We start from the raw sequence: 13,769 nt of genomic DNA, 5'->3' as shown, positions 1-13,769 counted from the left end.
CGTAGTCGAGAGCGAGGCCGCTCCTCGCCCCCCAGGCTGACGTACGGTGCTCGTCGTGACGAACTCACCCGACACGACCGACCCGACCCTCGTGACCACGTTGCGCGAGACGGTCACCGGTCTGTTCCCCGCCCTGCGTGCGGACCTCGAGGCGCTCGTGCGCATCCCGAGCGTCTCGAACTCCGCGTTCGACCCGTCGCACGTCGCGGCGAGCGCCGACGCCGTCGCCGCCCTCCTGCGCGAGGCCGGCCTCCCGGAGGTCCAGGTGCTGCGCGCGACCACCGAGGACGGCAGCGAGGGCGCCCCCGCGGTCGTCGCGCGCCGCCCCGCGCCCGACGGCGCGCCGACGGTCCTGCTCTACGCCCACCACGACGTGCAGCCCCCGGGTGACGCCTCTGCGTGGGACACCGAGCCGTTCGTCCCCACCGAGCGGGACGGCCGTCTCTTCGGGCGCGGCGCGGCCGACGACAAGGCGGGCGTCGTCGCCCACCTCGGCGCGCTGCGCGCCCTCGCGTCGCTCGGGGACCTCCCGGTGGGCGTCACGGTGTTCGTCGAGGGTGAGGAGGAGGTCGGCTCGCCGACGTTCCTGCCGTTCCTCAGGCAGCACCGCGACCTGCTCGCGGCCGACGTCATCGTCGTCGCGGACTCGGCGAACTGGAAGATCGGCGTCCCCGCCCTGACCACGTCGCTGCGGGGTCTCGTCGACTGCGAGGTCGAGGTCGCCGTCCTCGACCACGCCGTGCACTCGGGCATGTTCGGCGGTCCGGTGCTCGACGCCGTCACGCTGCTCGCCCGCCTGATCGCCACGCTGCACGACGACGCGGGCGACGTCGCGGTGGAGGGGCTCGTCGTCGGGGCCGAGCCCACCGTCGACTACACGGAGACCGACTTCCGCGCGGACTCGTCGCTCCTCGACGGCACGGTCCTCGCCGGGCAGGGCAGCATCGCGGGGCGGTTGTGGACCAAGCCGGCGATCGCCGTCATCGGTCTCGACGCGCCGAGCGTCGCGCACGCGTCGAACACGCTCACGCCGCGCGCCACCGCGAAGCTGTCCGTGCGCCTCGCGCCGGGCCAGGACCCGGCGGCCGCGATGGCGGCGCTGCGCACGCACCTCGAGGCGAACGCGCCGTTCGGCGCGCGCGTCACCGTGCGCGACGGCGAGCAGGGCAAGCCGTTCCTCGCGCCCGCCGACTCCGCGGCGATGCAGGCCGCGCGGTGGGCGTTCGCGACGTCGTGGGGCACGGACCCGGTCGACATCGGCATCGGTGGCTCGATCCCGTTCATCGCCGACCTGCTCGACGTCTTCCCCGACGCCGCGATCCTCGTCACGGGCGTCGAGGACCCCGACTCGCGCGCGCACGGCGCGAACGAGTCCGTGCACCTGGGCGAGCTCGAGAAGGTCGTGCTCGCGGAGGCGCTGCTCCTCGCGCGGCTCGGCGGCGCGGGCGCCTGACCTGTCGGCCGTCAGCCGTCGAGGGCCGCGCGCAGCTCGTCGCCGTCGTCGATCGCGGTGCCGACGGCCTGGCGCGCGGCCTCGTCCAGCGTCGGGACGAGCGTCGCGAGCGCGTCGAGGTGCTCGCGGGCCGCGTCGGGGTCGTCCGTGCGGACGGCGAGCTCCGCGAGGTAGGCGAGCGCGCGCACGCGGTCCGCCGGGGCGGTGTCGTCTCCCGCGCGCCGCAGCGCGCCCGCGAGGATCCGGCGTCCCTGCACGGCGTCGCCGTGGGAGTCGGCCTGCACGACGGCGTCGTCGAGGGCGCGCGCGACCCGGCCCGCGGGCCGCTCGGCGTAGGCCTGGCGTGCCGACTCGTCGCCGGTGCCGTCCTCCCGGACCTCCTGGCTCTCGCCGTCGTCAGAGCCGTCCGAGCCGGCGGGCGGGCGCCGCATGACCCGCACCCAGTTGCCCGCCGGGTCGACGACGCTGAACCCGGCGGTGCCGCCCGCGTTCGCCCGTCGGCGCGGACGCGTGACGCGGGGCACGCCGGTCAGCGGGAGCCGCCCGTACCGGGCGCGCAGCCCCGCGGCGAAGGTGTCGAAGACGGGCGCGGTGTCGTCGACGAGCGCGATGCACGTGCTGTACGAGTCGGCGGGCGCGACGCCCTCGAGCCCGAAGTAATGGATCTGGAACTCTCCGCGTCGTACCACGAGGTAGGGGTTCGGCCGAAGCTGGCGGTAGGTGACGACGAGCCCGAGGTCCACCCAGAAGTCGCGCATCGCGTCGATGTCGGGGCAGGGGAGCGCGGGCACCATCGTGGCGTCAAAGGGGTCGGTCTCCATCCGCCCATCGAACCACCGGCGGCGACTCGGGCTCAGCCGACGGACGCGGTGGGCTCAGACGGTGCGGTGGGCGACGTCGAGCGCGCGGGACCAGGCCGCGACGTCGTCGGGGAGCTCGGGGGAGACCAGGTCGCCGCCGAGCAGGCCGACGACGTCCGGCGCCGGCACCCGGTCCCCGGAGCCGCGGGCGAGGAAACGGCCCGCGACGAGTCCTCGCGCGCACAGGTCGCCTCGGCGCGTGAAGAGCTGTTCGAGATATACCACGCGCTCGTCCCAGCCGACCACGCGCGTCGTGATCTCGAACCGGTCCCACAGCTGCAGCGAACGGCGGTACTTCATGGTCGACGCCGCGACCACCGGGTACCACCCCTCGTCCTTGAGGAGCGAGAACCCGCCGAGGTCGGCGATGTAGTTGCTGCGCGCGATGTCCATCATCTGCAGGTACACGCCGTTGTTCACGTGCAGGTAGAAGTCGAGGTCACCGGGGTGGACGCGAAGGTGCGTCACCGACGGGTCGAGAGGGTGCCGGCCGGGGACGGCTCGGCGGGGCATCGTGCTGGCGACGAGGAGCTGGAGCTGACGGGTCACGCTCGCAGGCTACTATCCCGCACGACCGGTATCAGGTATCGACGAGGGTGTGCGAGGATGCGCGGCGTGACGACGACGAGCACCGCACCTCGCCCCACCGCCCCTGACTCGGCGCGGCGCCCGTGGGTCGTTCGTGCGTTCCGCGCCGTCGCGATCGCCGAGGCGTTCTCCTGGGCGGGTCTGCTCGTCGGGATGTACCTCAAGTGGGTCGCCGGGACGACCGAACGAGGGGTCGAGATCTTCGGGCCGATCCACGGCGGGCTCGTGCTCGTCTACGTCGCGCTCGCGATCGCGGTCGCGGTGCGCGTGCGCTGGTCCCTCTGGACCACGTTCCTCGCGCTCGCGGCGACCGTCCCGCCCTTCTGCACCGTCGCCTTCGACGTCTGGGCCCACCGCTCCGGCCGGTACCGCTCGGGACGCACCACGACGCCGGCCGTCGGCTGAGCCCGGTCCGCTCGACCGACGTCCCGGGTCGGTACACCTACACCGGCGGCGCCGGGTCGTACTGGATCGAACGCCGCACCGCGCGCGCCACGTCCGGGCTCTCGAGGCGGGCCACCAGGTGCAGCGCCATGTCGATGCCGGCCGAGACGCCCGCCGACGTCACGACGTCGCCGTCGTCGACGAACCGCGCCTCGGTGTCCAGCACGACGCTCGGGTCGATCTCCGCGAGGTCGTCGTAGTGCGCCCAGTGCGTCGTCGCGGGGCGCCCGGAGAGCAGCCCCGCCGCCGCCAGCACGAGCGACCCCGTGCACACCCCGGCGATGATCGGCGTCTGCGCGCGCATCGCGCGCAGCCAGTCGAGGTGCGCGTGGTCGGCGAGGAGGGTGCGCGTTCCCCAGCCACCGGGGTAGACGAGCAGGTGCAGCGGCCCGACGTCGTCGGCGGACCGGTCGGGGACGAGCCGCAGCCCCTTCGCGAGGCGTACGCCGCCGCCGTCCCACGAGAACGTCGAGACGTGCGGCTTGATCGCCGAGTGCTCGGCCCACGCGGTGAGGACCTCGAACGGGCCCGCGACGTCGAGCTCCTCCGCCTCGTCGAAGACGAAGATCCCGACGTTCATCCCGTTGCCGGTGCTCATGCACCCACCTCCGCGTGCCGCCGTTCTCTCGACGGCCTCGTCGCGCCGGGCCGCTAGATCCCGGGCAGGGCCAGCATCTGGTCGAGCGCGACGCGCGCCCAGTGCGCGTCGTCGGCGTCCACGACGATCCGGTTGACCACACGGCCCGCGGCGAGCGACTCCATCGCCCACACGAGGTGCGGCAGGTCGATCCGGTTCATCGTCGAGCAGAAGCACACCGTCGAGTCGAGGTAGTGCACCTGCTTGTCCGGGTGCGCGCGAGCGACGCGCCGCACGAGGTTGAGCTCGGTCCCGATGGCCCACGACGAACCGGGCTCCGCAGCCTCGAGCATCGTGATGATGTACTCCGTGGACCCGACGAAGTCCGCGGCCGTGACCACCTTGTTCTTGCACTCCGGGTGGACGAGCACGTTCACGTCGGGCACCGCGGCCCGGATGTCGCTCACGTTCTTCGCGGAGAAGCGGCCGTGCACCGAGCAGTGGCCGCGCCACAGGATCATGCGCGCGTCGCGCAGCTCGGCGTCGGTCAGGCCGCCGTTCGGCTTGCGCGGGTCGAACACGACGCAGTCGTCGAGCGACATCGCGAGCTGGAGCACCGCGGTGTTCCGGCCCAGGTGCTGGTCGGGCAGGAACAGGACCTTCCCCGTGCCGTCGACGCCGCCGACCTGATCGAAGGCCCACCGCAGCGCGACCTCCGCGTTCGACGACGTGCACACCGTCCCGCCGTGGCGACCCGTGAACGCCTTGATCGCCGCAGACGAGTTCATGTAGGTCACGGGGATCGTCGAGTCGGCGATCCCCGCCTCCTCGAGCGCGTCCCACGCGTCCTCGACCTGGTCGATCGCCGCCATGTCGGCCATCGAGCAGCCCGCCGCGAGATCGGGCAGGACCACCTGCTGCGCGTCGGACGTGAGGATGTCGGCGCTCTCCGCCATGAAGTGCACGCCGCAGAAGAGGATGAACTCGGCCTCGGGACGTGCGGCCGCCTCGCGCGCGAGCTTGAAGGAGTCGCCCGTGACGTCGGCGAAGTCGATCACCTCGTCGCGCTGGTAGTGGTGGCCGAGGACGAACGCGCGCTCGCCCAGCGCCGCACGCGCCGCCCGGGCGCGCTCGACGAGGTCCGGGTCGCTCGGCGCGGGCAGGTCGCCCACGCACTCGACGCCGCGCTCGGACGCGAGGTCGCGACCCTGCCCCAGCAGCAGGAGGGCGGAGGGGGCGGGCTCGGCGAAGCCGGAGCCGTTCTCGCGAGAAACCGCGTCGGGTCCGGTCAGACCGGAGTCCAGCAAGGTGCTACCAGTGCTCACGGGAACATCGTCGCACAGGGTGTCGTCGACATGTCTCGGTGCGGCCGGGACGGACGGGAGGCCTTGTCGCGCGCCCGCGGGCTGGCAGAATCCCCGCATGCGCGTCCTCGTCACCGGCTCGGCCGGTCCCGTGGTGCCCGACGGCGCGTGGCCGGACGGGGCGGGTGACCCGGCGCCCGCGTGGCCGGGCGGGGCCGGCGGGCCCGAGTCCGCGCGGGCGGCGCCGGCACCTCGGGACGTCGCGCGCTGGTGGGCGGAGACGGTGAGCGCCACCGGACGACCTGTGGCCGCGGTGCAGGTCGACCACGTCGGGCTCGCGAGCTCAGGACCGGCGTTCCTCGATGCCCTCGCCCTCGTCGCGCCCGAGCTGCTCGCCGGCGTGGTCCCTGGCCCGGGCGGTCGGGACGTGCCGGTCGCGGTCCGCCGGGACGTGCGGTCCGGCACCGTCTACGCGGACGTGTCCCAGGTCCCGGCGGTCGACGACCTCGCGATCCCCGACGGCAGGTCCGACGGGAACAGCGCACCCGAAGACTTCGACGACAGCGCACCCGACCACCGCGCGCCCGACGGCCCGTCGAGCAGCGCTCACGGGTCGACGACGCCCCGGGCGTCCGACGCCCTCGGCCACCTGGTCGCGCTCTGCGCGGACGCGGCCCAGACCGTCGACGGACACCCGGGACGCGTCGTGCTCGCGACCGGGGGAGCGCGTAGCCATGACGGCGGTGCCGGACTGCTCCGCGCCCTGGCCGGTGAGGTGGCGGAGACGACCGGACCCGGTGGTCCGCCCCGCACGGCCGGGCACGCGTCGTCGGGCACGGACGGTGCGCCGGCGCTCGCCGCGCCGATGATCGAGCTCCTGCGTTCGGCCCGCCGGGCGCTGCGCGGCGTGCACCTCGTGGCGGCGGTCGCCACGGACGCGCCGCTGCTCGGCCTGCACGGGGCGAGCGCGGCGCTCGCGGCCCGTGGGGTCGACGACGCCGTCGCCCAGGACCTGGAGCGCGCGCTCGGCGCGGTCGCGCACGACGTGGCGGCGGCCGTCGAGGTGCTCGACCGGGACGGCCACGGGCCGCTCGGGCGCGACCTGCTCGCCGCGTCGGGCCCGCGTCGGCTCGCCGGCGTCCCCGGCTCGGGCAGCGGCGGCGGCGCGGCGTTCGCCGTCGCGGCGCTCGGCGGACGGCTCGTCCCGGCGCTGCGCGTGGTCGCGGACGCCGTCGACCTCGACGAGCGCCTCGCCGCCGCCGACCTCGTGGTGGTCGTCGCGGACGAGCTCGGTGCGCACGAGCTGGGCGAGGGCGCGGTCCGCGAGGTCGCGCAGCGCGCCGCACGGCACGCCGTGCCGGTGGTGGTCGTCGCGCGGTCGGTCGTCGCCGGCCGGCGCGAGCAGGCGGCAGCGGGTCTCAGCGGCGCCTACGCCTGGGGAGGCGACTCGCCGCGGGCCCTCGTGGAGCGCGTCGCGCGCACCTGGTCGCGCACCTGACACCGTGCGGGGGGAGGCGCGCGCCGGGTCGAGGGCCGCGTCAGCCGAGATCGACGCTCCCGTCGGGCAGCACCTGCCACGCCGGGTTGTGGGCGATCTCCCACACGACGCCGTTCGGGTCGGCGACGTGCGCGTGGAAGACCCCGCCGAACTGGCCCTCCTGCGGCGCCTTGCGAAGGTCCCCGCCCGCGTCGAGCATCCGCTCGACGAGTGCGGCGACCTCGGCCCGCGAGCCGACGTTGTGGGAGAGGGTGACTCCGGTCGGCGAGGCGCCCTGACCGTCGACGCCCCGGTCCTCGACGAACTTCGACCGCTCGAAGAACCCGAGGAGCTGCCCGGCCGCCGAGCGGTAGAAGAGGATCTCGCCGGGCACGTCGAGCTGGGCGGTCCAGCCCAGCGCCCCGTAGAAGCGACGCGCGGCGTCGAGGTCTCGCGTCGCGATCGTCAGGAGGTGCACCGCCTGGTCCATGTCCGCTCCCGTCGTCGGTTCTCGTCGGTTGTCGTCGCTGTCGTCCCGGGTGCCGCCGGGTGTGTTCGACCGTACGTCCCGCACGCGTCGTAGACTCGGGAACACGACCGGCACGTGTGGTGTTGAGGACCTGACGGGAACCCTCGGGTTGAGGACCGCCCGGGAGATCCAGGAATGCCGGCCACCACCGGGGCACACGTGCCCCCGACAGCGCGGAGACGAGATGAGCGAGACCACCGAGATTGCCACCCACGGCGTCGACCTGACCGATGTGGCCGCGGACAAGGTCCGCATCCTCCTCGAGCAGGAGGGCCGCGACGACCTGCGCCTGCGCGTGGCGGTTCAGCCCGGCGGCTGTTCCGGCCTGATCTACCAGCTCTACTTCGACGAGCGTCTGCTCGAGGGCGACGCCCTGCGCGACTACGACGGCGTCGAGGTCGTGGTCGACAAGATGAGCGTCCCCTACCTCGAGGGCGCGACGATCGACTTCGCCGACACCATCGAGAAGCAGGGCTTCACGATCGACAACCCCAACGCGGGCAGCGCCTGCGCGTGCGGCGGCTCGTTCAGCTGACGCACCGTCCCGGCGGACTCCTCGAGAGCCCGGTCCCCACGGGGGCCGGGCTCCCGTCGTCTCAGCGGCCGAGCTCGACCGTGATCGCCCACGTCGACGGCGCTCCGGACGGCTCGCCCTCCCCGGCATCCTCGTGCTCCTCGACGACCTCGTGATCCCCGACGACCTCGTGCTCGTCGACGACGCGGTGACCGCGCATGCGCGCCCAGGCCGGCACGTCGAGACGCGCGGCCGGGTCGGTCGACCACACGGTGAGCAGGTCGCCGGTCCCGTGCTCGCGCGCCGCCGCGGCGAGGCGGATCACCGGGATCGGGCAGCGCAGCCCGCGGGTGTCCACCACGGCGGGCCCGGGCTGGTCGCCTGTGGAACCCTCGGGCGCCTCGTCGGTCGCGTCGCCGGTGCTCACAGGCCCTCGACCCCCAGCGCGGTGCGCACGCGGGCGACGGCGTCCGGCAGCACCGCGAGGAGGCGATCGACGTCCTCATCCGTCGTCGAGCGGTCGATCGCGACCCGGACGTTCCCGTGCGTGAGGACCCCCATCGCGGCGAGGACGTGGGACGGCTCGAGCGCACTGGACGTGCACGCCGATCCCGAACCGACCGCGATTCCCTCCCGGTCGAGCTCGGTGAGCAGCGCCTCCCCGTCGACGTAGAGGAACGAGAACGTCACGACGTGGGGGAGCCGGTCGACCGCGTCCCCCACCACCTCGACGTCGGGGATCGCGGCGACGCGCGCGCGGACCCGGTCGACGAGCTCGCGCCGTCGTGAGTCCTCGGCCTCCCGGTCTGCGAGGACGGCCTGCAGACCCACGGCCGCGGAGAACGCGGCCGGGACGCTGACGCCACCGGGCGCGAAGGGATCCGGGTCCTCCGGGAACGGGCTGCGCCGTCGCACGCGCGAGCGCAGGACGAGGACCCCGACGCCGGGGGCCGCGCCCCAGTCGCCCGGGTCCGCGGCCAGCGCGTCCCACGACTCCCCGACGGAGGCGTGGCCCAGGCTCGCGCCCGCGTCGACGAGCAAGGGGACACCCGCCGCACGCGCGGCCTCGTGGACCTCGGAGAGCGGTTGGAGGGTGCCGACCTCGCCGTTGGCGTGCTGCAGGGCGGCGAGGGCCGTGCCCGGCCGGGCCACGGCGTCGGACATGTCGCCGGCGCTCACGCGGCCCGAGCCGTCCACGGGGACCACGACCCGCTCGCACCCGCCGTGCTCCGCGGCGTGCAGCACCGCGGAGCGCTCGACCGCGCCGACGACGACGCGCGAGCCGACCCGTCGTCGTCCGGCGGCCAGCGCCGCGACGGCCGTGTGGAGCGACGCGGTGTGCGACGGCGTGAAGACGACCTCCTCGGTCCGCGCCCCGAGCGCGGAGGCAACGGCCTCGCGCGCGCCGTCGAGCAGCGCCGCGGCACGGCGACCCTCCGCGTGGAGGCGGCGCGGGTCCGCCCAGCCGTCGTCCAGCGCCTGCTCGAACGCCTCGCGCGCGAGCGGGTGCCAGGGCGCGCGCCCGCCGTTGTCGAGGCGGACGCGGGCTGCGCGGGTGGTGTGCGTCACAAGGTCTCCAGGATCGCGTGGGGCGCGGGCGGCTGCGGGCCGCACGGGCCGGACCGGGCCGCCGACGGCGGGCGACCCGGCAGGATCGTTGCGCTCGCGCGGTCCGGCAGGGTCTCGTGCGCGAGTCCCCAGCACGGTACCGCCGAACCTCGCCGCAGCGATGCGGACGAAGGATCTGACAGAGTCGCCCGGCGTGTTCCGAACCAGGCCTGACCGGCCCGGACGTGTCGGGGATCTCCTGCCGGTGCGCGGCGTTCCGGGGCACGAGCGGCGGAATCCCGCGCTAGGCTTCGTGTGTCGAGGACGAAGGTCCTGTGCTGGGCTCGTGGAGACGGGTTCGGGCAGGACGTGACGTGAAAGGCCCCCCTTGCACTCGCAACCCCCTAGCCGCACACGGCGCACCATCCTGCGGGCGACGGCACTCGCCGTCGCCGTCGCGGCGATGGCGTCCGGCTGTGCCAGCGACACGGTCCAGCGTGGCTTCCTGCCCGGATACGACGACGGGGAGGTGACCAACCAGACCGCACGGATCACCTCGTTGTGGAACGGCTCGTGGATCGCCGCGCTCATCGTCGGCATCATCACGTGGGGCCTGATGCTGTGGTGCGTCGCCGCCTACCGCAAGCGCAAGGACGACCACGTCCTGCCGGTCCAGACGCGCTACCACCTGCCGCTCGAGATCATGTACACGGCCGTGCCGATCCTCATGGTCCTCGTCCTGTTCTTCTACACGGACCGCGACATGAGCGCGATCCAGGACAAGGACGTCGAGTCCGACATGACCGTCCAGGTCATCGGCAAGCAGTGGAGCTGGGACTTCAACTACGTCGACGAGAACGTCTACGAGTCCGGCGAGCACCTCGCCAACGTCGGGGAGACGCTGACCGAGGAGGCCGCGATCGACGGCGCTCCCGGCACGGGAGAGGTGCTGCCGACGTTGTACCTGCCCGCCGGTGAGAGCATCCGGTTCGTGCTCGACTCGCGCGACGTCATCCACTCGTTCTGGATCCCCGCGTTCCTCTACAAGCAGGACATGATCCCGCACCGCACGAACGAGTTCGTCGTGACCCCCGAGCGCGAGGGCGTCTACGCCGGCAAGTGCGCCGAGCTCTGCGGCGAGCACCACTCGGGCATGCTGTTCAACGTCGAGGTCGTCGACCGCGCGGAGTTCGACGCGCAGATGGAGGCGCTCCGGGAGAAGGGCCAGGACGGGCAGCTCCCGGTCGAGGGCTTCAGCCGCCTCCAGGACCCGAACCCCGTCGCCGCTACCACGGAGGGTGAGCACTGATGGTCGCGCAGGCCGAAGTCATCCCGGGTCTCGCGCCCCGGCGCCAGACCCTCGGGCGGACCGTGATCAAGTGGGTCACGTCCACCGACCACAAGACGATCGGGTACCTGTACCTGATCTCGTCGTTCATCTTCTTCTGCATCGGCGGCCTCATGGCCCTCGTGATCCGCGCGGAGCTCTTCGAGCCCGGGATCCAGCTCGTGCAGAGCAAGGAGCAGTACAACCAGCTCTTCACGATGCACGGCACGATCATGCTGCTGCTGTTCGCCACCCCGCTCTTCGCGGGCTTCGCGAACGTCATCATGCCGCTGCAGATCGGTGCGCCCGACGTCGCGTTCCCGCGACTGAACATGTTCGCGTACTGGCTCTACCTCTTCGGCGGGCTCATCGCCTCGGCGGGCTTCTTCACGCCGCAGGGTGCTGCGTCGTTCGGATGGTTCGCCTACGCGCCGCTGTCGAACACTACGTTCAGTCCAGGGCTCGGGGGAGACCTCTGGGTCTTCGGTCTCGCGCTCGCCGGGTTCGGCACCATCCTGGGTGCGGTCAACTTCATCACCACGATCATCACGATGCGCGCCCCGGGCATGACCATGTTCCGGATGCCGATCTTCACGTGGAACACGCTCGTCACGAGCCTGCTCGTGCTCATGGCGTTCCCGCCGCTGGCCTCCGCGCTCTTCGCGCTCGGCGCGGACCGCCGGCTCGGAGCCCAGATCTTCAACCCGGAGAACGGGGGTGCGATCCTCTGGCAGCACCTGTTCTGGTTCTTCGGGCACCCTGAGGTCTACATCATCGCGCTGCCGTTCTTCGGCATCGTCACCGAGATCCTGCCGGTGTTCAGCCGGAAGCCGATCTTCGGCTACAAGGGTCTCGTCTACGCGACGATCGCGATCGCGGCGCTCTCGGTGACGGTGTGGGCGCACCACATGTACGTGACCGGCGCGGTCCTGCTGCCGTTCTTCGCCTTCATGACGATGCTCATCGCCGTCCCGACCGGTGTGAAGTTCTTCAACTGGATCGGCACGATGTGGCGCGGCAAGCTGACGTTCGAGACGCCGATGCTCTGGTCGATCGGCTTCCTCGTCACGTTCCTCTTCGGTGGCCTGACGGGCATCATCCTCTCGAGCCCGGCGCTGGACTTCTCCCTGTCCGACTCGTACTTCGTCGTGGCGCACTTCCACTACGTCGTCTTCGGCACCGTCGTGTTCGCGATGTTCGCGGGCTTCTACTTCTGGTGGCCCAAGTTCACGGGCCGCATGCTCAACGAGCGCCTCGGCAAGATCCACTTCTGGCTGCTGTTCGTGGGCTTCCACACGACGTTCCTCATCCAGCACTGGCTGGGTGTCGAGGGCATGCCTCGCCGGTACGCGGACTACGCGCCGTCGGACGGGTTCACCTGGGAGAACCAGGTGTCGACCGTGGGCGCGTTCCTCCTCGCGGCGTCGACGCTGCCCTTCCTCTGGAACGTCTACACGACGTGGCGCAACGCGCCGAAGGTCACCGTGGACGACCCGTGGGGCTACGGCCGCTCGCTCGAGTGGGCCACGTCCTGCCCGCCGCCGCGGCACAACTTCACGTCGCTCCCGCGGATCCGTTCGGAGTCGCCCGCGTTCGACCTGCACCACCCCGAGGTCGCGGCGATGGACCACGCCGAGCCGAACCCCAACGTCCTCGAGCAGGTGTACGGCGAGGCCGACCGGCGCGGTGAGAAGAGCGTGGCGCTCGACCGCCTGAGCGGCAGCGACGAGGCCGCGAGCCACTCCACGACGACGACGATCATCGACGAGCCCGGCACCACGGGCCCGACGGACGAGGAGACGGGCAAGTGAGGGTCGAGTACAAGCTGTTCCTCTACGGGACGCCGTTCTTCGTGCTGGCGGGCGTCGTCTACGGGTTCATGAGCGGCTGGGAGCCGGTCGGATCCGTGGCCATCCTCCTCACGGCGGGACTCGTCGCCATGATCGGCGCGTACCTCGCCCTCACCGCCAAGCGGATCGACGCCCGTCCCGAGGACGACCCGGACGGACTCGTCGAGCAGGGCGCCGGCGACCAGGGTGTATACGCGCCGTGGAGCTGGTGGCCGCTCGCGATCGCCTCCGCCGGTGCTATCACCTTCCTCGGCCTCGCCGTCGGCTGGTGGCTCGTCTACGTCGGCGTCGCGTTCGGCGCGATCGCCCTCGTCGGCTGGGTCTTCGAGTTCTCGCGCGGGCAGCACGCCCACTGACCCACCCGTACCCGCCGGCAGGCGGATGACGAACGTCGGGCCCGGCCCTCCTTGCGGAGGGCCGGGCCCGACGTCGTCGAGATGACCTCGGTGACGTGAGCGCGGTGACGTGCCGAACCCGGGGTTACGGGTCACCGGAGCTGCTGGGTGACGTGTAACCCCGGGTTCGGCCGGGTGTCTGTCGTGTCAGGCGGTGTCAGGCTCTGTTCTCAGGCGACGATGAGTCCGGCGGTCTGGGTCTTGGCGCGCTGGAGGCGGGCCTCGGCGTCGGACCAGTTGACGAGGTTCCACCAGGCGGTGACGTAGTCGGCGCGCACGTTCTGGTAGTCGAGGTAGTAGGCGTGCTCCCAGACGTCGAGCAGGACGATGGGGGTCAGGCCGAGGGCGATGTTGCCCTGCTGGTCGTAGAGCTGGACGGTGATGAGCTTGGAGCCGATGGAGTCCCAGGCGAGGATGGCCCAGCCGGAGCCCTGGACGCCCGCGGCGACGGCGGCGAACTGCTTCTTGAAGGCGTCGAACGAGCCGAAGTTCTCGTCGATCGCGGCGCCGATCTCGCCGGTGGGCTCGCCGCCGCCCTCGGGGGAGAGGTTGGTCCAGAAGGCGGAGTGGTTGACGTGGCCGCCGAGGTTGAACGCGAGGTTCTTCTCGTGGAGGTTGATCGCGGAGAAGTCGCCGGTCTCGCGGGCCTCGGCGAGCTTCTCGAGGGCGGTGTTGGCGCCGGTGACGTAGGCCTGATGGTGCTTGGAGTGGTGCAGCTCCATGATGCGCCCGGAGATGTGCGGCTCCAGCGCACCGTAGTCGTAGGACAGCTCGGGCAGCGTGTAGACAGGCATCCGGAATTCCTCCTGGTTCGGGCCACCGCAGGCCTGGTGCCGGCACGGCGGCTGGTCGACGGGTGAACGGGAGCGGTGAACCGGTCACCGTCCCCCGGAGACGCCGATG

General features: G+C 72.5%; 15 protein-coding genes. 7 read left to right on the top strand and 8 right to left on the bottom strand.

The window, feature by feature from the left end; genetic code table 11:
- The first annotated feature begins 55 nt into the window (after positions 1 to 55).
- Positions 56 to 1,453: a dipeptidase gene (locus tag AC4H2G_RS06870; protein ID WP_494365022.1), complete on the top strand. Its 1,398-nt coding sequence runs from the start codon at positions 56 to 58 to the stop codon at positions 1,451 to 1,453.
- Positions 1,454 to 1,464: 11 nt separating this feature from the next.
- On the opposite strand, the gene AC4H2G_RS06865 is transcribed toward AC4H2G_RS06870, so the two are convergent.
- The gene (locus AC4H2G_RS06865) at positions 1,465 to 2,274 is read right to left on the bottom strand and encodes a DUF8817 family protein (RefSeq protein ID WP_494365021.1); all 810 of its coding nucleotides are present in this window, start codon (positions 2,272 to 2,274) and stop codon (positions 1,465 to 1,467) included.
- A 54-nt stretch (positions 2,275 to 2,328) separates the two neighbouring features.
- Complete coding sequence (locus AC4H2G_RS06860) at positions 2,329 to 2,862, bottom strand: acyl-CoA thioesterase (protein ID WP_494365020.1); 534 nt, start codon at positions 2,860 to 2,862, stop codon at positions 2,329 to 2,331.
- A gap of 66 nt (positions 2,863 to 2,928) precedes the next feature.
- Here AC4H2G_RS06860 and AC4H2G_RS06855 point away from each other — a divergent pair, with 66 nt between their 5' ends.
- Entirely contained in the window at positions 2,929 to 3,306 is a 378-nt protein-coding gene (locus AC4H2G_RS06855; protein WP_494365019.1) for a DUF3817 domain-containing protein, read from the top strand.
- Positions 3,307 to 3,343: 37 nt separating this feature from the next.
- Here AC4H2G_RS06855 and AC4H2G_RS06850 read toward each other — a convergent pair whose 3' ends face one another.
- Together AC4H2G_RS06850 and nadA are read right to left on the bottom strand one after the other, a co-directional pair.
- A complete protein-coding gene (locus tag AC4H2G_RS06850; protein WP_494365018.1) occupies positions 3,344 to 3,943 on the bottom strand; it encodes a DJ-1/PfpI family protein in 600 nt (199 codons plus the stop codon).
- 53 nt (positions 3,944 to 3,996) lie between these two features.
- Complete coding sequence (nadA, locus tag AC4H2G_RS06845) at positions 3,997 to 5,214, bottom strand: quinolinate synthase NadA (RefSeq protein WP_494365367.1); 1,218 nt, start codon at positions 5,212 to 5,214, stop codon at positions 3,997 to 3,999.
- Positions 5,215 to 5,344: 130 nt separating this feature from the next.
- On the opposite strand from nadA, the gene AC4H2G_RS06840 reads away from it, so the two are divergent.
- Entirely contained in the window at positions 5,345 to 6,724 is a 1,380-nt protein-coding gene (locus AC4H2G_RS06840) for a glycerate kinase (RefSeq protein WP_494365017.1), read from the top strand.
- Positions 6,725 to 6,764: 40 nt separating this feature from the next.
- Here the strand turns inward: AC4H2G_RS06840 and AC4H2G_RS06835 are convergent, their stop codons facing one another.
- The gene (locus AC4H2G_RS06835; RefSeq protein WP_494365016.1) at positions 6,765 to 7,193 is read right to left on the bottom strand and encodes a VOC family protein; all 429 of its coding nucleotides are present in this window, start codon (positions 7,191 to 7,193) and stop codon (positions 6,765 to 6,767) included.
- 223 nt (positions 7,194 to 7,416) lie between these two features.
- On the opposite strand from AC4H2G_RS06835, the gene erpA reads away from it, so the two are divergent.
- Positions 7,417 to 7,767 (top strand): iron-sulfur cluster insertion protein ErpA, encoded by a 351-nt coding sequence (gene erpA / locus AC4H2G_RS06830; RefSeq protein ID WP_494365015.1) that lies wholly within the window; start codon positions 7,417 to 7,419, stop codon positions 7,765 to 7,767.
- 61 nt (positions 7,768 to 7,828) lie between these two features.
- Here the strand turns inward: erpA and AC4H2G_RS06825 are convergent, their stop codons facing one another.
- Both AC4H2G_RS06825 and AC4H2G_RS06820 read right to left on the bottom strand, forming a co-directional pair.
- Positions 7,829 to 8,173, bottom strand: coding sequence for a sulfurtransferase TusA family protein (locus AC4H2G_RS06825; RefSeq protein ID WP_494365014.1), 345 nt, complete (start codon positions 8,171 to 8,173; stop codon positions 7,829 to 7,831).
- Positions 8,170 to 9,315 carry a cysteine desulfurase family protein gene (locus tag AC4H2G_RS06820; RefSeq protein ID WP_494365013.1) on the bottom strand — a complete coding sequence of 382 codons (1,146 nt, stop codon included), beginning with the start codon at positions 9,313 to 9,315 and terminating at the stop codon, positions 8,170 to 8,172. The genes AC4H2G_RS06825 and AC4H2G_RS06820 overlap by 4 nt, the downstream gene beginning before the upstream one ends.
- Positions 9,316 to 9,682: 367 nt before the next feature.
- On the opposite strand from AC4H2G_RS06820, the gene ctaC reads away from it, so the two are divergent.
- Genes ctaC through AC4H2G_RS06805 form a run of 3 tightly spaced genes read left to right on the top strand, consistent with a single transcriptional unit; the run spans position 9,683 to position 12,827 of the window.
- Positions 9,683 to 10,603 carry an aa3-type cytochrome oxidase subunit II gene (ctaC, locus tag AC4H2G_RS06815; protein ID WP_494365012.1) on the top strand — a complete coding sequence of 307 codons (921 nt, stop codon included), beginning with the start codon at positions 9,683 to 9,685 and terminating at the stop codon, positions 10,601 to 10,603.
- Positions 10,603 to 12,432 (top strand): aa3-type cytochrome oxidase subunit I, encoded by a 1,830-nt coding sequence (ctaD, locus tag AC4H2G_RS06810; protein ID WP_435736210.1) that lies wholly within the window; start codon positions 10,603 to 10,605, stop codon positions 12,430 to 12,432. The genes ctaC and ctaD overlap by 1 nt, the downstream gene beginning before the upstream one ends.
- Positions 12,429 to 12,827 (top strand): cytochrome c oxidase subunit 4, encoded by a 399-nt coding sequence (locus tag AC4H2G_RS06805; protein ID WP_494365011.1) that lies wholly within the window; start codon positions 12,429 to 12,431, stop codon positions 12,825 to 12,827. The genes ctaD and AC4H2G_RS06805 overlap by 4 nt, the downstream gene beginning before the upstream one ends.
- A gap of 209 nt (positions 12,828 to 13,036) precedes the next feature.
- On the opposite strand, the gene AC4H2G_RS06800 is transcribed toward AC4H2G_RS06805, so the two are convergent.
- On the bottom strand, positions 13,037 to 13,660 hold the full coding sequence (locus AC4H2G_RS06800; protein ID WP_494365010.1) for a superoxide dismutase: 624 nt from the start codon (positions 13,658 to 13,660) through the stop codon (positions 13,037 to 13,039).
- Positions 13,661 to 13,769 lie beyond the last annotated feature (109 nt).

This window comes from Cellulosimicrobium sp. BMG9.23 (assembly GCF_059159985.1).
This window is presented reverse-complemented; position numbering and strand designations above follow the sequence as displayed.